At 42.0% G+C, this 18,626-nt stretch carries 17 protein-coding genes; 5 read left to right on the top strand and 12 right to left on the bottom strand.

Annotated elements, in window-relative coordinates:
• The first annotated feature begins 297 nt into the window (after nucleotides 1-297).
• Nucleotides 298-627: a helix-turn-helix domain-containing protein gene (locus ACQRD1_RS13920; RefSeq protein ID WP_235232759.1), complete on the top strand. Its 330-nt coding sequence runs from the start codon at nucleotides 298-300 to the stop codon at nucleotides 625-627.
• Here ACQRD1_RS13920 and ACQRD1_RS13915 read toward each other — a convergent pair.
• From ACQRD1_RS13915 to ACQRD1_RS13885, 7 genes are all read right to left on the bottom strand, one after another.
• On the bottom strand, nucleotides 599-1,396 hold the full coding sequence (locus tag ACQRD1_RS13915; protein ID WP_427787870.1) for a hypothetical protein: 798 nt from the start codon (nucleotides 1,394-1,396) through the stop codon (nucleotides 599-601). The two genes, ACQRD1_RS13920 and ACQRD1_RS13915, sit on opposite strands and share 29 nt — an antisense overlap.
• 12 nt (nucleotides 1,397-1,408) lie before the next feature.
• Nucleotides 1,409-1,732, bottom strand: a complete 324-nt coding sequence (locus ACQRD1_RS13910; protein WP_235232761.1) for a branched-chain amino acid transporter permease — start codon at nucleotides 1,730-1,732, stop codon at nucleotides 1,409-1,411.
• Nucleotides 1,725-2,279, bottom strand: a complete 555-nt coding sequence (locus tag ACQRD1_RS13905; RefSeq protein WP_328282600.1) for an AzlC family ABC transporter permease — start codon at nucleotides 2,277-2,279, stop codon at nucleotides 1,725-1,727. The genes ACQRD1_RS13910 and ACQRD1_RS13905 overlap by 8 nt, the downstream gene beginning before the upstream one ends.
• A gap of 213 nt (nucleotides 2,280-2,492) precedes the next feature.
• Entirely contained in the window at nucleotides 2,493-3,398 is a 906-nt protein-coding gene (locus tag ACQRD1_RS13900) for a transporter substrate-binding domain-containing protein (protein ID WP_235232763.1), read from the bottom strand.
• 27 nt (nucleotides 3,399-3,425) lie between these two features.
• Nucleotides 3,426-4,190 (bottom strand): amino acid ABC transporter ATP-binding protein, encoded by a 765-nt coding sequence (locus ACQRD1_RS13895; protein ID WP_328282599.1) that lies wholly within the window; start codon nucleotides 4,188-4,190, stop codon nucleotides 3,426-3,428.
• A 6-nt stretch (nucleotides 4,191-4,196) separates the two neighbouring features.
• On the bottom strand, nucleotides 4,197-4,871 hold the full coding sequence (locus ACQRD1_RS13890) for an amino acid ABC transporter permease (RefSeq protein ID WP_235232764.1): 675 nt from the start codon (nucleotides 4,869-4,871) through the stop codon (nucleotides 4,197-4,199).
• Complete coding sequence (locus ACQRD1_RS13885; RefSeq protein WP_235232765.1) at nucleotides 4,852-5,511, bottom strand: amino acid ABC transporter permease; 660 nt, start codon at nucleotides 5,509-5,511, stop codon at nucleotides 4,852-4,854. Before ACQRD1_RS13885 ends, ACQRD1_RS13890 begins: the two co-directional genes overlap by 20 nt.
• Before the next feature lie 314 nt (nucleotides 5,512-5,825).
• On the opposite strand from ACQRD1_RS13885, the gene ACQRD1_RS13880 reads away from it, so the two are divergent.
• Both ACQRD1_RS13880 and ACQRD1_RS13875 read left to right on the top strand, forming a co-directional pair.
• Nucleotides 5,826-6,233: an RrF2 family transcriptional regulator gene (locus ACQRD1_RS13880; RefSeq protein WP_235232766.1), complete on the top strand. Its 408-nt coding sequence runs from the start codon at nucleotides 5,826-5,828 to the stop codon at nucleotides 6,231-6,233.
• An 80-nt stretch (nucleotides 6,234-6,313) separates the two neighbouring features.
• The gene (locus tag ACQRD1_RS13875; RefSeq protein WP_235232767.1) at nucleotides 6,314-7,798 is read left to right on the top strand and encodes an AAA family ATPase; all 1,485 of its coding nucleotides are present in this window, start codon (nucleotides 6,314-6,316) and stop codon (nucleotides 7,796-7,798) included.
• Nucleotides 7,799-7,882: 84 nt separating this feature from the next.
• On the opposite strand, the gene ACQRD1_RS13870 is transcribed toward ACQRD1_RS13875, so the two are convergent.
• Nucleotides 7,883-8,935 carry a helix-turn-helix domain-containing protein gene (locus ACQRD1_RS13870; RefSeq protein WP_427787866.1) on the bottom strand — a complete coding sequence of 351 codons (1,053 nt, stop codon included), beginning with the start codon at nucleotides 8,933-8,935 and terminating at the stop codon, nucleotides 7,883-7,885.
• A gap of 154 nt (nucleotides 8,936-9,089) precedes the next feature.
• Nucleotides 9,090-9,977, bottom strand: a complete 888-nt coding sequence (locus ACQRD1_RS13865; protein WP_235232769.1) for an AraC family transcriptional regulator — start codon at nucleotides 9,975-9,977, stop codon at nucleotides 9,090-9,092.
• A gap of 140 nt (nucleotides 9,978-10,117) precedes the next feature.
• On the opposite strand from ACQRD1_RS13865, the gene ACQRD1_RS13860 reads away from it, so the two are divergent.
• Nucleotides 10,118-12,388 (top strand): glycogen/starch/alpha-glucan phosphorylase, encoded by a 2,271-nt coding sequence (locus tag ACQRD1_RS13860; RefSeq protein ID WP_427787864.1) that lies wholly within the window; start codon nucleotides 10,118-10,120, stop codon nucleotides 12,386-12,388.
• A gap of 108 nt (nucleotides 12,389-12,496) precedes the next feature.
• On the top strand, nucleotides 12,497-13,324 hold the full coding sequence (locus ACQRD1_RS13855) for a TrmH family RNA methyltransferase (RefSeq protein ID WP_235232771.1): 828 nt from the start codon (nucleotides 12,497-12,499) through the stop codon (nucleotides 13,322-13,324).
• Between the two features lie 11 nt (nucleotides 13,325-13,335).
• Here ACQRD1_RS13855 and ACQRD1_RS13850 read toward each other — a convergent pair whose 3' ends face one another.
• From ACQRD1_RS13850 to glpK, 3 genes are all read right to left on the bottom strand, one after another.
• On the bottom strand, nucleotides 13,336-14,694 hold the full coding sequence (locus ACQRD1_RS13850) for an MATE family efflux transporter (RefSeq protein ID WP_427787862.1): 1,359 nt from the start codon (nucleotides 14,692-14,694) through the stop codon (nucleotides 13,336-13,338).
• 212 nt (nucleotides 14,695-14,906) lie between these two features.
• Nucleotides 14,907-16,763: an alpha/beta hydrolase gene (locus tag ACQRD1_RS13845; protein ID WP_427787860.1), complete on the bottom strand. Its 1,857-nt coding sequence runs from the start codon at nucleotides 16,761-16,763 to the stop codon at nucleotides 14,907-14,909.
• Between the two features lie 340 nt (nucleotides 16,764-17,103).
• Complete coding sequence (gene glpK / locus ACQRD1_RS13840; RefSeq protein ID WP_235232774.1) at nucleotides 17,104-18,603, bottom strand: glycerol kinase GlpK; 1,500 nt, start codon at nucleotides 18,601-18,603, stop codon at nucleotides 17,104-17,106.
• Between the last annotated feature and the right edge of the window lie 23 nt (nucleotides 18,604-18,626).

The following is an 18,626-nucleotide window of genomic DNA, read 5'->3' as shown; positions in this document are numbered from 1 at the left end:
CTGAATGAGCATTATGGTCTAACTCTCGCATAATATAAGACTTCCTTTCTTATCGACTGAGTATATTATACCACAATGCCCGCCGAATTTCAAGAACATATGTTCTTTCTTTGCAATTCATCCCAACCACCTAAGAGGATGGACTAAAATGCATTTTTAAATTCCAGAATGTAAGAGTAAATTCCATATAGGTCGAAGTTACTCCTGCACACATATTTGCCATATTGATTGCTACTGTTATTTCTCTGTATAATGTACTTGCAGCTGATTGCCTGCCTGTGCAGATTGGAGATATTTATGAAGAATAAAGGCAATCAGAAACATTTAACCTTTGAACAGCGAGTGGATATTGAGAAAGGACTTACCGAGAATAAAAGTTTCGCTGAAATTGGGCGGATTATCGGTAAAGATCCATCTACCATATCAAAAGAAGTACGGCTTCACGCACATACAAAAGAACGTCCTGATTCAGGATATACGAATCCACCATGCATTCATCGAAAGACTTGTAAGATCGTTTGTCTTTGTGACAAGCAGTGTGGCAGTCGCTGTAAACTCTGTAGAAGACCGGATTTTCGCTGCATTGATATTTGTCCGCTTATGAGACAGCAGAATGTGAAAAGCTGAATAAACCACCTTCATCAATGGATTCAAATTCCAGCCCATACATATCAACATTATACCGATTCAGTCCGTGAAGGCTGTTTCTCCAGAAATGGTCTCTGCTGCAGAGAATCTCCTGATGCTCTCCCCATGCTGAATTTGCAAAAATCAACGCTTTTAATGGTTCCAGTTTTGTAAATGTATTTAGTGACTCTACCAGATTCTCTTCTTCTACATCCAGTTGAATCTGGCTTGCACAAGAGAATAAACCAAAGTTCGGATAATGATGGAACAATATTTCCTGACCATAATTCTTGTATGAGGAAAGATGATGATACAACATGCGGTACCTTTCACTGACAACAGGCACATTTTGATTGATTGTATAGTGCGGATTAATTCCCATACCCGTCAGCGTATGATCATATATACTCAATTGCTTCTGCAGATAAGTATAATATTGCACAAAACGCTTATACAATACGTTTAGATTTTCCTCTGTTCCAAAAGAAAATTCGACTGTATTATAACTACAGTCAAAAGACAATCCATCTCCTGTCTGCTCATGGATGGCAGAATAGATGAATCCATCATCATCTCTGCCGATTTTCTGAAAAGAAAAATCCCGGACAAAAGCATCCATCACTTTATGGATTATTTCAAAGTCAACCGGTCTGTTATCTTTGTTTACGATTGGAAGCTCAAATTCCAGTCCGGCAAGTTTTGTCCTTTTTCGTTTCGTTGGTACAATATACCGATGATAAATTGCTTCCTCTAACACTGTATTTTTCATAGCACTCTTCCTCTATACCAGATGCAATAATAATATGTTACACGCTGTTCCTAATGCGATAGAAACCAATGTATTATGCTTCCATTTGTAGCTGATTGCTGTCACTGCTGCCGCTGTCAATTCCGGCACCCCATGTCCTTTCCAGTCCGCCACTGTACTTTTCAGGCAGTATACGATTAACACTGCCATGATAGCAGAAGGCAGTATCTTCCCAAGATAGATCAGTTTCTTTGGCATCTTTCTTCTGTTACGAAAAGCCACGAACGGCAGGGCACGAAGCGCGAATGTAATAACTGCAGATACCAGAATCGCCAGAATGATATCATTTTTATTCACTCTTCATTCCTCCATTCTGGACAAGCAGTAATATCCCCGAGATAACAAGTAATGATGGAAGCATAAAATTCTTCTCTCCAATTACGAACAGACAGAAAAGTGCCACTGCCAGGCCTGCCAAAGCAGGAAGATGATTCTCTGACTTTTCCCACTGGTCAATAAAGATGATGATAAATAATGCCGTCATGCAAAAATCAATTCCTTCCAGATCAAATGGAATCACTTGCCCCAGAATCCCTCCTGCGACGGCTCCAACCATCCAGTAACACCTGGAGAACAATGCGATCAGGAACATGGTATCTTCTTTCTCTTTTCCTTTTGAATCAAGAGTCAGATTGACCGCATAAGTCTCATCCGTCATGGTATGAATCATATAGAGCATTTTCTTTCCCATGTGCCGGAACTCATCCACAAAGGTAAGACTATAGAATGTCTGTCGGCTGTTCATCAAAAAAGCCGTCAATGCAATGGTAAGTATGGACGCACCACTGCTTAAAAAAGTAATCAAAAGGAACTGGAATGCTCCTGTATACACCGTCATACTGATGAATAGAGAATCATATCATGCAAATCCCGCCTCTTCCATCATGATTCCATACGCCATACTGACAAACAGATAACTGCACAAGATTGGTATTGATTTGATAAATGCATTTCTTAAGATTTCTTTTTTCATCTGGGACCATCCATTTCGTCTTATTGAAAATCAGCGGCGAAGCATGTTCTCCGCCGCTTATATGATTCATCTGTACGTTTCGTTTTACTCAGTCACTCCACCTTCTACAACCAACTCTTCCTTATAATCCTCGCCATAGGTATCCACCAGAGTTTCATCATAGTCTTTGTGGAAGAACTGTTCATCTGCCAGTGACTGAATCTCCTCATTGATCCAATCCAGCAAAGTATCATTTCCTTTTGAAACAGCAGGTGCAATCGTATCTTTGCTTCCAAGTTCAGGGATACCGACTGTGTAGCCCTCATTCTGCAATGCAAATGCGATTACTTCTGTATTGTCGTTCGCCCATGCCACACCATTTCCATTCTCCAGTGCATTCTTTGCAGTTGCGTAGGAATCATATTTCTGTAACGGAATATCCGGATAATTTTCTGTGAGATAAGTCTCTGCCGTTGTACCGGAAATTACGATAATCTGGTCATCACTGTTCCAGTCATCCAGACTCGTGATTACATTACTGTCCGGTGATACCACACCAAGGGCTACATTCATGTATGGCAATGCAAAGTCAACTTCTTCTGCACGTTCATCAGTTACTGTGAAATTGGCAAGAATCACATCTACCTTTCCGGTCTGCAGGTACTCAATACGGTTTGCCGCTTCTGTAGATACAAAGTTCACTTCCACGCCCAGATCTTCTCCGATTCTATTCGCAAAATATACATCATATCCCTGATACTCTCCATTCTCATCCACATATCCGAATGGATTCTTATCAGAAAATACACCGATATTAATCGTTCCATCTTCCTTAATTTCATCCAAAGTACGATAAACAACATCAGAACTTTCTTCTGATTCCACAGCGCCACTTGTCTCCTCTGCAGACTCTTCTTCAGAACTTCCAGAGCTTCCGCACGCAGTCAATGCAAAGACTGTAGATACGACTGCAACTAATGATATTAATTTTTTCAATTTCAAATTTTTCATAATATAATAATCTCCCATCTAATTCATCTATTTTTTTGCTACAGTTTTTACTGCATGAAATGTAAAAGTATTTAAGAACTGTTTTGCTCTTTCTGTTTTTGGACTCTCAAAAAATATCTCCGGCGGCTCATCTTCTATAATCTTTCCTCCATCCAGAAGTAACACTCGGTCTGCGACAGCACGTGCAAACTGCATCTCATGCGTCACAATGATCATGGTACGCCCCTGCGCAGCCAGATCTAAGATAACATCCAGCACTTCCCGGACCATCTCCGGATCCAGCGCTGCCGTCACTTCATCAAAAAGCAGAATCTCAGGATGCATGCACAGTGCACGGACAATCGCAACCCTCTGCTTCTGTCCCCCGGACAGCTCCCTTGGGAAACTGCCTGCTTTCTCGTGTAATCCAACTCTTTCCAGAAGCTTCATCGCTTCTTCTGTAACTTCTTCTTTCTTTCGTTTCTGCACCTTCATCGGCGCCAGCAGAACATTATCCAACACCGTAAGATGTGGAAACAGATCATAACTTTGAAACACCATTCCTATCTTCTGTCTGAGGCTGGTCAGTGATCTGCTCTTTGGATCAATGGTCTCATCTCGTAACTTAATCGTTCCACCCTGAATCGGTTCTAACGCATTCATACACCGCAGCAGTGTACTCTTTCCACATCCGCTTGGTCCTACGACCACGATAACTTCTCCTCTTTTGACGCTCAAGTCAATATCATTCAGGATCACATGGTCACCATATCGCTTGACCAGATGTTCTATTGTAAGCAATGACTCTGCCACGACTCGTCACCTCCATCTTCTTTCCAGATATCTTGCGAACATGCTGATTGGCCAGCAGGCAAGAAAATATAGTAAAAATACGACCAGGTAGATTCCAAATGCAGCATTCGGACTGGACATTCGATTTGCTTCGATGATCTGCTGTGCTACCTTCAGGATCTCAACAACGCCAATCATCAATATCAGACTCGTCGTCTTAATCATTCTGGTAATCAAGTTGATAGACAGTGGAATCAATCTTCGCAGTGTCTGAGGAATAATAATGTACCAATAAGTCTGTGCTTTACTCATTCCCAGCGCCTCACTGCTCTCATACTGATGTACTGGAATGCTGATCAGTGCTCCTCTTACAAGATCACTCATCTCAGCCGTTCCCCAGAAGGAAAATACAATAATCGATGCATTTTCTCCAGATAAGTCCCAGCCAAAGGCCCTTGTTGTTCCGAAAAACACTAGAAACAATAAGACCATCTGAGGCATAATTCTGACAATCTCCAGATAAATTCGAAGGATTGCCTTAACGACCGGATGTTTCCATGTCATCAATACTCCAAGCAAGATTCCTAACGGAATACTGATCAATACAGCGATAAGACTGATTCTAAGTGCTGCTCCAAGACCCGTAAGCAGCCTGACAAAATTCTGTCCTTTCAGTAGGACCTCAAGCCCCAAATCCGGCATAGCGCAGCCTCCTTTCCAATAAGCTTCCTAATATTGATATCGGAAGCAGTATAAGCAGGTAAAACACTACCAATAAAAACAAACTTTCCGTTGTTTTATAATAAAGTCCGATCAAGTCTTTTGCTGTAAACATCAGATCCATTAAACTGATAGCACTGAATACGCTCGTCTCTTTCAACAGAAAGATTACATTTGCCATAAATGCCGGAACACTGATGGAAACTGCCTGCGGCAGGACCACATACCGCATAACCTGTAACCGATTCATACCCAGGCTCAATGCACTCTCTGTCTGGATATCTGCAACGGCTTCCAATCCACTTCGAAATGCTTCTGCCATATAACTCCCTCCCAAGAAAGCCAGCCCCACAATTCCGCATGTCTCGGCATCCGTCTGAATTCCTATCTTCGGAAGTCCATAATAGATAAAAAACAATTGGACAAGCAGCGGTGTATTTCTGCTGAGTTCTATATATACAGCCACTATTTGCTTCAAAAGAGGAATCTTCTCATACTGTACGACTGCACAGATCAGACCGAGTATGATGGCACATGCAACTCCGGCAAAGCCGATCCGTACGGTGAGCCACGCGGCCCGCTCATACATAGGCAGATATTTCCATATAAATTCCCAGTTCATTGTGCTTTTCCTCCTTCAAAAAAAGCATTAAAAAACCGAGGATACATTCCCCCGGATATACATACATTTTCACAGATAAGATCTCTAAGCACAACAAAGCCTGCTGCTGCACCTTATCACGCAGTATATCCGGTAAATCAACATTCGACAACAACATAAGTTCTTACAACAGTTTTTTGTCATGACCTTTTCTCCTTTCATTTTTCTTGTAAGCATATTATCGCTATCAACCTACTATGTCAATATGTTTATTGGGTTATTATTGAAATATTTTTTATAACTGGATATAATAACTTTAGATTGGAGGTAGTCTTATGATTTCAACAAAAGCCCGTTATGCTCTTAGAGTAATGATTGATCTTGCCCAGAACCAGCAGGATGGATATATCCCATTGAAAGATATTGCAGCCCGGCAGGATATCTCCGAAAAATATCTGGAAATTATCTTAAAGGCTCTCGTAAAAGGGAAAATTATAAAAGGTCTGCGCGGAAAAGGTGGAGGCTATATGCTCACGCGTTCACCAGAAGAATATGTCATCGGAGAGATTATAGAATTAACAGAAGGACCACTTGCGCCGGTTGCCTGTATGCTGCCTGACGCTGATCCTTGTCCCAGAAAAGACACTTGTATGACTTTACCTTTATGGCAAAAATATGATTCTGTCATTCATGACTTTTTTTACAATATAACGTTGGAAGATGTGCTAAACGGGAATCTATAAATATTGCCTGGAATTATAGCAGAATCATTCGTTTTATGCTAAACTAAAGAAAATTTTATGCCGAATTAGGAGGTCTTTTCATGCCAGTTTTTGATTTTAGCAATTCTCCGGAAAAAGCAAAAGTTTCCGAATGTACTTATACAGTTTTCCGTACCAATTCATCCGATGTCTCACCGGAACAACCAATTCTTATTCTCGACAACCAGGGTAAGAACTTAAAACATCACTCTTGTGGTGTATTTACCAATCCTATTAAGCGTACATCCTTTGAATTCAAAGAAGAAGAGGGTACGATCAGTTCCGATATTCTTCAGATTGATGCTCGTTTCGTAAGTCTCTTGAAATGGATGGGCGAGAACCATATTAATGTTCGCTTGTCCGGTGTCAACCGTGAGGATGGATACGCTGTATATAAGATTCGTGAAATTGCTTTCGGCGGTGGATCTAAATTATCTGCAGAAGATGGATTTCTTCAGTTCATGATCGAACGTCTGCTTTTAAGCAACGCTCCTACCGAAGAGGTTGTAGACGAAGATCAGGAAGAAGCCGGTGACAGCATGAAACTCACCAGCCTTCAGAGTATTACCGACTTTATGAATTGTGCCGGAAGGACTTTACCAGATAACATTCGTCTCTGGGCAAGAAGGAATCTGGCAGTTGCCCGTTCTAATGAAGTCTCACCTGAAGAACGCCGTCACGCACAGCGAGCCCTCTCTATGATGATGAATATCCAATGGAAGAGTAATTACTTTGAAGCCATCGACCCAGAAGAAGCTCGCCGTATTCTTGACGAAGAACTCTACGGCATGGAACGTGTCAAGCAGAGAATCATCGAGACAATCATCCAGATAAACCGTACCCATACATTGCCGGCCTATGGTCTGTTATTGATCGGTCCGGCCGGAACCGGCAAATCACAGATTGCTTACGCTGTAGCCCGTATCTTAAAACTGCCTTGGACCACTCTGGATATGAGCTCCATCAATGATCCGGAACAGCTAACCGGTAGTTCCCGTATCTACGCCAATGCAAAACCTGGTATCATTATGGATGCATTTTCCATGGCGGGCGAATCGAACCTGGTATTTATTATCAATGAATTAGACAAGGCTGCCTCCGGCAAGGGGAACGGCAACCCTGCCGATGTCCTTCTGACCCTTCTGGACAACCTTGGATTCACGGATAATTATATTGAATGTATGATTCCTACCGTCGGCGTCTATCCGATTGCGACTGCCAATGACAAAGATCAGATCAGTGCACCATTGATGTCTCGTTTTGCTGTCATTGAGATCCCAGACTATACTGCCGATGAGAAAAAAGTAATCTTCTCACAATATGCTCTTCCAAAGGTCCTGAAACGAATCGGTATGCGAAAAGACGAATGCAGCCTGACTCCAGATGGTCTGGATGCTGTCATTAAGCTTCATGAAAACACCAGCGGAATCCGTGATCTTGAACAGGCAGCTGAACATATCGCAGCCAATGCATTATATCAGATTGAAGTCGAGCATGTAGATTCTGTAGCCTTTGATGCACAGATGGTTCGAGAACTTTTGTCTTAATATTATTATAATGAAAGAAACCTTGCCAGCTTATGTAATTCTATTTGGCAAGGTCCTTCTTTATTGATATTTTAAAATAAATTCCTATTCTGTCTTATACCTTTCCAATAGCTCTCTGAACTCTGTATTCTCCCACAGAAATTCAAATTGTTCATCTTTTTCCATTGCTGTAAGTAATGATCTTATCATCTGACTCTGGAAAGTTGTATCTGCTTCCTTTTTCTTTATATGCGAATCAAGAATCGAGCTGCTAATATCCCATGGCTTAGACAAAGCTTCCAGCATCTCCTTTAATATGGATATGCAACGCCTGGCATCCCTTTCTTCCATTGCAACAGAAAGTGCTACTGTATTCATGCTGTACTTCCAGTTATATATTCCCATTACCTTCTGACTATATTCTGCCAGTTCCCACGCACGCTCACTGTCATTTTCCCAGACAGCAACCGTTGCAAGATGATTTAATAATAAGAATACTTCCTGAAGGGCAAAGTTCAATTTACATTCCAGTAATTCTGCAGCTTCTGCATTTTTTCTCTGTTTCATATACATAGAGATCTGCAGCTGTCTCTTATCCAAAGTATTATATTCTGGAAGCTGAGCAATCAATTCTTGTGCCTTGTCATACTCTTCATTCTGGATTGCTTCTGAGGCAAGCATATATCTTGCACGATTCCCACAGACCGGATCATCACACTGCACCACCCGCTCATATAATTCTGAAGCATACGCATGATTCTTTTGTATCTGTTCATCGGTACAAGGCAGTATCATCACCATTCCTTTCAGTAAAGTCGCCATCTGACACAGAAGCTCTGCACAGCATGGATATTCTTTTACCTGTTCCTGAACCAAGAGAAATGCCTTCTCCATTCCCTCTTCTCTGCCAGTCTCCACTATTGTATTCATAATTCCGGCAATATCTTCCTGCGTCAGATTCTCCCGAAAACACATCAACGTATTCAGATCTGTCTTCAGCAATCGTGCCAACGATGGAAGTAACGAAATATCCGGATAAGTAACACCACTTTCCCACTTGTTGACCGCAGGTGTAGACACTCCAAGAAAACTTGCGACCTGTTCTTGCGTAAGTCCACATTCCCTTCGCTTCTTACGAATTACATCTTTCATCTCCATAATGGTCTCTCCTCGTTTTTCATTATTTTTGAAGGCCTTCTTCTGCACATCTTCATGCTTCTAACTGTATTGTAGCAGATGGCTTCTATTCTGCCTATTGAGCAGATATTAAATTGTAAGGGGAGTTTTTTAACCGTAAGTTAAGAATCGTCGCTTATTTTTTTCGGAAAGAACTTGGCGTCATCTTATATTTCTTCTTAAATAAGCGATTAAAATTCGATAAATTATTAAATCCCGTCTGCTCTGCGATTTCCAACACAGTATCCTCGGTGGTCCGAAGCGCATATGCGGCCTTTCCAAGCCGGAATTCTATCAGATAATTGCCAAATCTTGTCCCTGTCATCTCCTTAAACCACCGCATAAAATGGCTGGCACTGTACCCACACTCTGCTGCCATTTCTTCTATCGTAATCTTCTTGTCATAATGCTCTTCCATATAGGACAACACCGTTTTAATCTTCTGCATACTCTTATCTTCCATACCACGTTGCTTCTCCTTCGAGATCTGAAAAAGGCTGGAAAAAACCAATTGCAGACAGCCCTTTACGCCGAATTCATAGCCTCTCGTTCTTTTGTCACACAGAACATCCGCCATATCCAGATATCCGCTGACTGTTTCGTGCAATTCATGATTTCTTCCGATTCGTACAGGAAAATACAGTTTCTCTTCCAGAAGTGGCTGCAAATATTTCTGACTGCAAGTATCCACAATCGCATTTCCCAGAAAGTCCTTATCAAAAATAATGTTTTCATACTCCATCCGACTCTCTTCAAACTGTCGGATTCCATGCAGATGTCCAGGAATCACAATAAAGATGTCCCCAGCCTGCGCTTTGAAAGTATCAAAATCTACCTGGATCTGGCCTTCTCCGCGCTTCACATAGATAATCTCAAAACTATCCTGCCAGTGAAGCGGCACAAAAGAGAAATCCTGCGGTATGGTACACGGATAGACTGTATATGCGAACATAATATCAGAATGTCTCTTACTCTCATAGTAAGCATCATATGTATTTTTACTTATTTCTTCAACTTTTCCCAATTTTTACAACTTCTTTCGATTTTCTTTAATGATAGGATTGTACAATAATTCAGTCGTATTATACAAGCTTTTTCTTAATAAATGTGATAAATATAAAGAGTAATATTTCTGATTTTGGTAAATGAAAGGAGATTCTATCCATGACAAAATGTGAACTCAAAAAGAAACTTACAGAACTCTGTCAAAAAGAACTCACAGATTGCACTTACGAAGACCTCTACACTGCCTTGCTTCAGATTGTCAATGATGAAAGTGCACAACATATCCAACCAGTCAACGGACGCAAATTATATTATATATCTGCCGAATTCCTGATCGGTAAACTCTTAAGCAACAACCTGATTAATCTGGGACTCTACGATGATGTAAAAGAGATCTTGGAGGAAAATGGAAAGACGATGGGCGAATTGGAAGAGACTGAACCAGAACCAAGTCTTGGGAATGGCGGTCTTGGACGTCTTGCAGCCTGCTTTCTCGATTCCCTTGCTACTCTGAATCTTCCAGGTGATGGTATCGGACTTCGCTATCACTGCGGCCTCTTCCATCAGAATCTAAAAGGAGGACTGCAAAGTGAGAGACCTGACTTTTGGCTGGGGAGCCATGACTGGACACAAAAAACAGAAAAGACTTATCCGGTTTCTCTTGCAGGGAAAGAATACGAAGCCCGTTTATATCAAATTGCTGTTACCGGCTACAATGGACGTACGAACCAGTTAAATCTTTTTGACCTCGACACCATCGACGATTCCATCATTGCCGAGGGAATCTCATTTGACAAGACGGATATTGCCAAGAATCTTACACTGTTCCTCTACCCAGATGACAGCGATGATGCAGGACGTATGCTTCGCATCTACCAGCAATACCTGATGGTCAGTGCCGGAGCTCAGTTCATTCTCGAAGAATGTATGGAACGCGGAAGCAACCTCCACGATCTTGCTGACTATGCAGCAATCCAGATCAATGACACTCACCCATCCATGGTCATTCCAGAACTCATTCGTCTCCTGGAAGAAAAAGGAATTGAATTCGAAGAAGCAGTCGCCATCGTCACAGATGTCTGCGCTTACACGAACCATACAATCCTTGCAGAAGCCCTGGAAAAATGGCCGGAAACTTATCTGGAGACAGTTGTTCCTCAGTTGGTGCCAATCATCAAAAAGCTGGATACAATCATCCAGGAAAGAACCGATGACAAATCCGTTGCCATCATTGACGAATATCAGCAGGTACATATGGCAAATATGGATATCCATTTTTCCCATAGTACGAATGGTGTTGCCGCATTACACACCGAGATTTTAAAGAATAGTGAACTGAATCATTTTTATAACCTGTACCCAGAAAAATTCAACAACAAAACAAACGGAATCACTTTCCGCCGCTGGCTTATCAAATGCAACCCTGAACTGACAGCATTTATCGAAAATCTGATTGGACCAGGATTTAAGCAGGATGCTTCCGAACTTGAAAAGCTTGCCAGGTTCGTTGATGATGAAAAAGTACTGCGCGAACTCATGCAGATAAAAAAGGATAATAAGATTGCATTTGCAAAATGGCTGCAACAGAAGCAGGACATTCAAGTCAATCCCGACAGCTTATTCACCATCCAGTCCAAGAGACTTCATGAATACAAACGTCAGCAGCTGAATCTTTTGTATCTGATTCATCAGTACTTTGAAATCAAATCTGGTCATCTGCCAACTGCACCAATCACGGCTGTTTTTGGTGCAAAAGCGGCACCTGCTTACACATTGGCAAAGGATATCATCCACGCATTGCTTACTCTGTCCAGGCTATTTGAAAATGATCCAGAAGTCTCCAGTTGGATTCATATTGTGTTTATCGAAAATTATAACGTGACTGCTGCCGAGATGATGATACCGGCATGTGATCTGTCCGAACAGATCAGTCTTGCTTCCAAAGAAGCCTCCGGTACCGGAAACATGAAGTTCATGCTGAATGGCGCTCTTACCCTTGGAACCATGGACGGAGCTAATGTAGAGATTGCAGAGGCTGTCGGCAACGACAACATCTATATTTTCGGTCAGAGCAGTAATCAGGTCATCCGAAGATACGCTAATGGAGACTATTCTGCCCATGAATGGTACGAAGCCGATCCGAACATCAAAAGAGCCATTGATTTCCTGACCTCTGAGAAAATGCTGAACATCGGTCAGGAAGAGAATCTGGTTCGCCTTCGCAATGAACTATGCGGCAAAGACTGGTTCCAGACTCTGCCAGACTTCAATGCATATGTCGTTCGTAAGAATCAGGCAATTGCGGATTACGCAGCCAACCCGCTTGACTGGGCACGCCGCACACTAATTAATATCAGCAAAGCCGGATTCTTCTCATCCGACAGAACCATTGAAGAATACAATCGGGATATCTGGCATCTGTCCAAATAAATCTATAGCCAAAGGAAGCGCCTAAAATAGGCGCTTCTGTTATTTTATTATAGCGTATATGTCACAAAACAGCTATAATATCCCTATACCATTTTTAAGGAGTTTGTTATGCCACATATCATAGAAATTACCGATTTTCATGCACCCGAGTTAGATCCTTACGCTCGACTCACAGAACGACAACTGTTAAACCGGGATAAACCAGAAAAAGGACTCTTCATTGCTGAGAGTCCTAAAGTGATTGAACGCGCCCTGGATGCAGGATGCGTTCCTGTTTCACTTCTTCTGGAACGAAAGCACATCGCTGGTGAAGCTCGATCTATCATTGAACGCTGTGGCGATATACCCGTATATACCGCCGATTTTGATGTCCTGACACAGCTGACCGGATTCAATCTGACTCGGGGTGCACTCTGTCTTATGCGCAGGCCAAAGCTTTCGGAAGCTTCGTCTATCTATAGGGATGCCCACAGGATTGCCATATTGGAAAATGTAATGAATCCCACCAATATCGGTGCAATCTTTCGCTCGGCTGCCGCTTTGAATATGGATGCGGTTCTTCTGACCCCTGCATGCAGCGACCCATTATACCGCCGCGCCATTCGTGTCAGCATGGGGTGTGTGTTCCAGATTCCATGGACATTTCTCGGGCAGGAAGAATCCGAATGGCCGCAGCCTGCAATTCATAATCTCAAAGCCTCCGGCTATAAAACGGCAGCCCTCGCGCTAAGTGATCACTCCGTCTCCATCGATCATCCAGAACTGATGGCAGAAGAAAGACTGGCTATCATTCTCGGAACCGAAGGTGATGGACTTGCCGCCAGCACCATTGCCGACTGTGATTATACTGTGAAGATTCCCATGTCTCACGGCGTAGATTCTCTGAATGTCGCCGCCGCCAGTGCTGTTGCATTCTGGCAGCTTGGGAGCAGGTAATCCCCCTGGCACTACCACTCTCTTGTCAGATCCTTAACCCATATGTATTTGCGATAATGGTACATGACCCACGGAATCTTACCAACTTCATCAAGGCAAGTACATGCATATACTACCAACACTGGCCAATGCAGGAAAAATGTCCCTGCTGCCGCCAGTGGAACGGCAATTCCCCACATACAGACAGCCAGACTGTACATATCGAAGATCGTATCTCCTCCAGCCGAAAAGATGCCATTGATGATAATCGTATTCACAGTACGCCCGATCATGTAAAATGCCATGATAATCATCATTCCGACCAGATACCAGCTCGCCTGATCTGTCATCTTCACAAATCTCGTGACAAATGGCGTTACCGCAAGCATAATTACAGTAGACAAAAAGCCAGTTAAAAATGCAATCTTTACCAGCCGATCTCCATATTGTTTCCCCCGTTCCAGGTGCCCTGCACCAAGTTCATTACCTACAAGGATTCCCCCTCCATTGGCAAGACCATTGCACAGGCAGCACACCAGATCCCTGACCACTGCTGCAATGGAATTGGCAGCAGTCGCGTCCGTCCCAAGATGCCCCATAAACGCCGAATAAGAAGTGAACCCGACTCCCCAAAAGAGACTTGCCCCCAGAAGCGGAAGTACACACTTTCGGAAATCTTTTGACAGCAAACGGTTTCTTTTAAACAGCCGGTTCCATTTCGGATGAATATATCCTTTTCGATAGGAAACAATGACCACCCAAGATAGTTCAATCACTCTCGAAATCAAAGTTGCAAGTGCTGCCCCTTGCGCTTCCATTACCGGTACTCCAAATAAACCAAAGATAAATACTGCATTCAGTACAATATTAATAATAACCGCACCAGAACTGACAAGTGCCGTTTGTCCAGCATGCTCACTGACTTTCATGATTGCAAGATAGCACTGAGAGATTCCCGTCAACAGATAAGACCATCCTGCGATCTTCAGGTATCGTATTCCAATGACAATCAAAGCTTCTTCATTCGTAAATATCATCATCAGATAACGCGGAAAAAAGATACATCCAATGAAAAAGATAAAAGATGCCGCTACACTCAGACGAAGTCCAATACAAAAGATATCATTTACCGTATCTGTATCCTTCTTTCCCCAATACTGCGCACCCAAAATTACAATCGTAGATACAATTGCCATCAGCACCATATTCTGAACAAACTGAATCTGTGTTGCCAAAGACACTGCTGACATAGAATTCTGAGTCACACGCCCAAGCATAAGTGCATCGGCTGCGGCCACCGACGCCAGCATCAGATTTTGTAAGGCAATCGGCGCGGCTAGATGTAAAAGTTTACCCCAAAATACTTTATCTGAAAATAGTTTTTCTCTCATTCTCGATATTCCTCCAGATGCAAAACATTAAAAAGCCCTTCGCCTTACGGCAAAGGACTAATTCTTTTAGCATCCACATTGTATCAACTAATATCTGGAAAGTCAATGATTTACCAGTTCTTCTTTTCCTTCGACATCAAAACAAGGAGCGCAAGCTTTAAAGCCCACTCTCCCTGTTCTACACTAAAAATTTTCTTTATTGATTTTCCCTTCTAGAATGTTGTACAAATCATAGATCCAGCACTTAATGTTGTAAATGTGTTAGAGCAGCTGATAATCGTTATGAGCATTGCATTGATTAATCCAGCAATATATGGATTTCGCGTTTTCTTATATACAATTCTTGACATCAATGCCGCACCAAACAAAATGAATATAATAGGTATCAACCAGATCGGGGCTATTCTTTCGCCTTCACTAAGTCCAAACAACTGACGACTTGTTACATAGAAATAAATATATTGTGCCGCTGTCAATACAATTGGTGCCAGAGAATTGGCAAAGCAAAGAAGTACTGTATTTCCCTTCTTACCTCCGATCGTATTATAATTGAAACAATTCATTGATACAGAATGCGCCATATAGAACAACAGGAACATTGGCAGATACCTCAGCGCGATTACAACTTTATCCGCATCAAAAGCTTTAATTGCCAATATCCATATTCTGAAGTCAGCCTTAAAGAAATATGCACCACAGAACACTATAAGAATTGACACACCCACCACCAGAAGACCTAAAAGCAATGTCTTCCATACTTCAGTCCTAGATATTAACACACCACTTTCTCGCAGGGATACACCGTTTTTCTTTCCATACATCTGATAAGAAAGCACCATAAGCAGAATCGCAAACAACCCACATGCAGCAGACCACGCACCTATAGTAAGAGGTCCAGTTTGACTAAAGAATTCTGTCGTATTCGAGTATACTTTTTCAATACAGAACAGGAAACATGCACCAGAAAAAATTACCGATGCAATCGTACTGCCCCAGAACCATGCTTTTCCTTGTCTATTTGTCACCGCTACCGGCTGGACCTCTCCATTCGCATTCAAAGTCTTAAAATATTCGGTATCCAACATTGCCAATGTAAAGAAGATAACAAACAAGAAGAATCCAACAAGTCCAAGTGTATTAAATGCGGTTTTCCACTGCCATATCTGATTAGTAGCTGCTAATGGATGTGGCGCACCAAGCGTTTTTTCAAAGAAGTCTATCGCATATCCCGCACATTCAGATGAAATTGTCACTGCTGGATGAATACAGGTCGGGCGATAAATTACACGAATAGATTCTTTTCCATCAAAATCCTTCGTATAATATTTGCCTGCTTCTGCCTCAAACCCACTGTTCGGTTCTTCATTGAAGTTCAGGAACTTCTTTGCTCCATCTGTCTTCATGAATTGTTTTGGAGTTGTCAACATATTACCTTCTTCATCGTAGGTTCCGAAATAAAAATCATCATATTCACTGGCGATAATCCCAACACTTCTGCTTCCATAATCACCACTGTGGTCTCCGCCTGTGTCATCTTGCCAGTCACCTGCCTGCTCAAGTACACATGCAATTAATGGATTCTCGCGCTCATTATCAATTGCCACCGCCATATTTGCAGCTGTTCCGCCACTAGAATGCCCAGTAACACCAATTTTTTCCACATCCACATATGGAAGCGTTGCTGCAAGTTGTACTGCTGCATCCACACCAACTGCTCCTTCATACAAACGATCTGACGGTAGTGCTTCTGAATTGCCATGTCCATGCATATCTAGTGTAAGTACAACATAACCACGTCTAGACAACTCAACATTATACATATCCTGCATCTCTTTATTATTGTACCACCCTTCGACAGTAATAATACAAGGTGCCGGAGTATCAGCCGTTGCATTTGGCGGAATCCACAAATCTGCGCTCAGAAGACATCCTTGTGGGCTTTCCCATTTCATACTTTTAATTTTTATTTTCTGGTTACATGTCTGAACAAACGATGTGCCAATCATACTGATTAAACAGATAATCAAGGCAACCACTGTCCATTTCTTTGCAGTCATCTTTTTTCTCATTCTGATCTCCTCCTCTGCTTTTGTGCCATTTCCCCCCATAAAAGTCTTATAAATGTTATACTATAGATTTCTAAAGACCATTTTGTGGAAATGATATATATTCAACATTCCCGTGACCCCGTCATCGAAAATGTAGAAAAAATGATTAATTGTAATGAGCCTTCTTTTAGTGATACCAAATATTCCCCGTAAAGTAAAACATAAAAAAGACACAATACTCTTAAAAAGATTATTGTGTCTCCGCTTCTCATACAATAATTGTCACTCGTCTTTGTTATTTGTTTAAATTGTATCTCTTTTCATCCTTTATGTCAATCTTTTTGTAATAATTGTCCGAAAATCAATGTTTTTCATCAGCCCATGCTAAAGCACCTCTCACAGCTCTTGTCCATCCCTTCAGTATCTTTTCTCTTTCTTCTTCTTCAATCTGTGGAACAAACGTCTTGGAAAGTGCCCAGTTTTCAAGAACATCATCTACATTTTTCCAATATCCCACTGCAATTCCAGCAAGATACGCTGCTCCCAGTGCAGTTGTCTCTACACATTCCGGACGCAGCACTTCTACATCTAATATATCTGCCTGAAACTGCATTAGGAAGTTATTCATAGAAGCACCGCCATCTACCTTTAGACTGGTAATATCTACGCCTGATTCTTTCTTCATGACTTCCAGAATATCTCTTGTCTGATATGCCATAGATTCAAGAACCGCCCGAATAAAATGCTCTTTACTACATCCTCTTGTAACACCAACGATTGTTCCTCTTGCATATTGATTCCAATAAGGAGCACCCATTCCCGTAAATGCCGGCACAACATAGACCCCATTGGTATCTTTTACCGATACAGCATATTCCTCAGATTGTGCCGCATTTTTTATCATACGCATCTCATCGCGAAGCCACTGTATTCCAGCCCCAGCAACAAACACACTTCCTTCCAGAACATACTGAATCTTTTCCCCTGCATTTGCTGCAATTGTAGTTAACAGCCCATTGTCTGAAGTTACAGCCTTCTCACCGGTATTCATCAACAAGAAGCAACCTGTACCATATGTGTTTTTCACCTCTCCTGCTGAAAATCCGCATTGTCCAAACAGAGCTGCCTGTTGATCACCTGCTGCACCTGTAATCGGAATACTTCCCCCTAACACGCTTGTTTCCGTATATCCATACACATAACTGGATGGACGTACTTTTGGCAGCATAGACTTTGGAATATGAAAATATTCCAGTATCTTTTCATCCCAGCAAAGATCATGGATATTATACATCATAGTTCTGGACGCATTCGTATAGTCTGTGACATGAACGGTTCCTTTTGTTAGATTCCAAATTAACCATGTATCAATCGTTCCAAACATCAGATTTCCAGCTTCTGCTTCTTCCCTTGCTCCTTCCACGTTATCAAGAATCCATGCAACTTTTGACGCACTAAAATATGCATCCGGTATTAATCCAGTTGTGTTATGTACATATTCAGAAAATCCATCCTTCTTCAATTTTTCAATGCTTTCTGCGGTTCTCCTGCACTGCCATACAATTGCATTATAGACCGGAAGTCCCGTATGGCGATTCCAGACCACAGTTGTTTCGCGCTGATTCGTAATTCCAATTGCCGCAATCTCCGTACCCGTAGCACCAATCTTACTGATTGCTTCAGCTGCAACCGCCAGTTGGGAAGACCAGATTTCCATGGGATCATGTTCTACCCATCCTGGTGCCGGATATATCTGCCGAAACTCCTTCTGTGCCATACTGCAGATGTGTCCCTGATGATCAAATAAAATACATCTGGAACTTGTGGTTCCCTGGTCCAGCGCCATCACATATTTCTTCATATGCATTCCTCCTTTCATAGTAT

This window comes from Bariatricus sp. SGI.019, from assembly GCF_050315235.1.
Classification (GTDB): Bacteria; Bacillota; Clostridia; order Lachnospirales; family Lachnospiraceae; genus JAFBIX01.
The sequence above is the reverse complement of the archived record's forward strand: the minus strand, read 5'-3'. Positions and strand labels throughout refer to the sequence as shown.

Coding starts and splice junctions, on each gene's coding strand:
- ACQRD1_RS13875 (WP_235232767.1), top strand. CDS start 6,314: ATGCCAGTTTTTGATTTTAGCAATTCTCCGGAAAAAGCAAAAGTTTCC.
- ACQRD1_RS13920 (WP_235232759.1), top strand. CDS start 298: ATGAAGAATAAAGGCAATCAGAAACATTTAACCTTTGAACAGCGAGTG.
- ACQRD1_RS13900 (WP_235232763.1), bottom strand. CDS start 3,398: ATGAAAAATTTGAAATTGAAAAAATTAATATCATTAGTTGCAGTCGTA.
- ACQRD1_RS13915 (WP_427787870.1), bottom strand. CDS start 1,396: ATGAAAAATACAGTGTTAGAGGAAGCAATTTATCATCGGTATATTGTA.
- ACQRD1_RS13885 (WP_235232765.1), bottom strand. CDS start 5,511: ATGAACTGGGAATTTATATGGAAATATCTGCCTATGTATGAGCGGGCC.
- ACQRD1_RS13845 (WP_427787860.1), bottom strand. CDS start 16,763: ATGAGAAAAAAGATGACTGCAAAGAAATGGACAGTGGTTGCCTTGATT.
- ACQRD1_RS13870 (WP_427787866.1), bottom strand. CDS start 8,935: ATGGAGATGAAAGATGTAATTCGTAAGAAGCGAAGGGAATGTGGACTT.
- ACQRD1_RS13850 (WP_427787862.1), bottom strand. CDS start 14,694: ATGAGAGAAAAACTATTTTCAGATAAAGTATTTTGGGGTAAACTTTTA.
- ACQRD1_RS13880 (WP_235232766.1), top strand. CDS start 5,826: ATGATTTCAACAAAAGCCCGTTATGCTCTTAGAGTAATGATTGATCTT.
- ACQRD1_RS13860 (WP_427787864.1), top strand. CDS start 10,118: ATGACAAAATGTGAACTCAAAAAGAAACTTACAGAACTCTGTCAAAAA.
- glpK (WP_235232774.1), bottom strand. CDS start 18,603: ATGAAGAAATATGTGATGGCGCTGGACCAGGGAACCACAAGTTCCAGA.
- ACQRD1_RS13855 (WP_235232771.1), top strand. CDS start 12,497: ATGCCACATATCATAGAAATTACCGATTTTCATGCACCCGAGTTAGAT.
- ACQRD1_RS13890 (WP_235232764.1), bottom strand. CDS start 4,871: ATGCCGGATTTGGGGCTTGAGGTCCTACTGAAAGGACAGAATTTTGTC.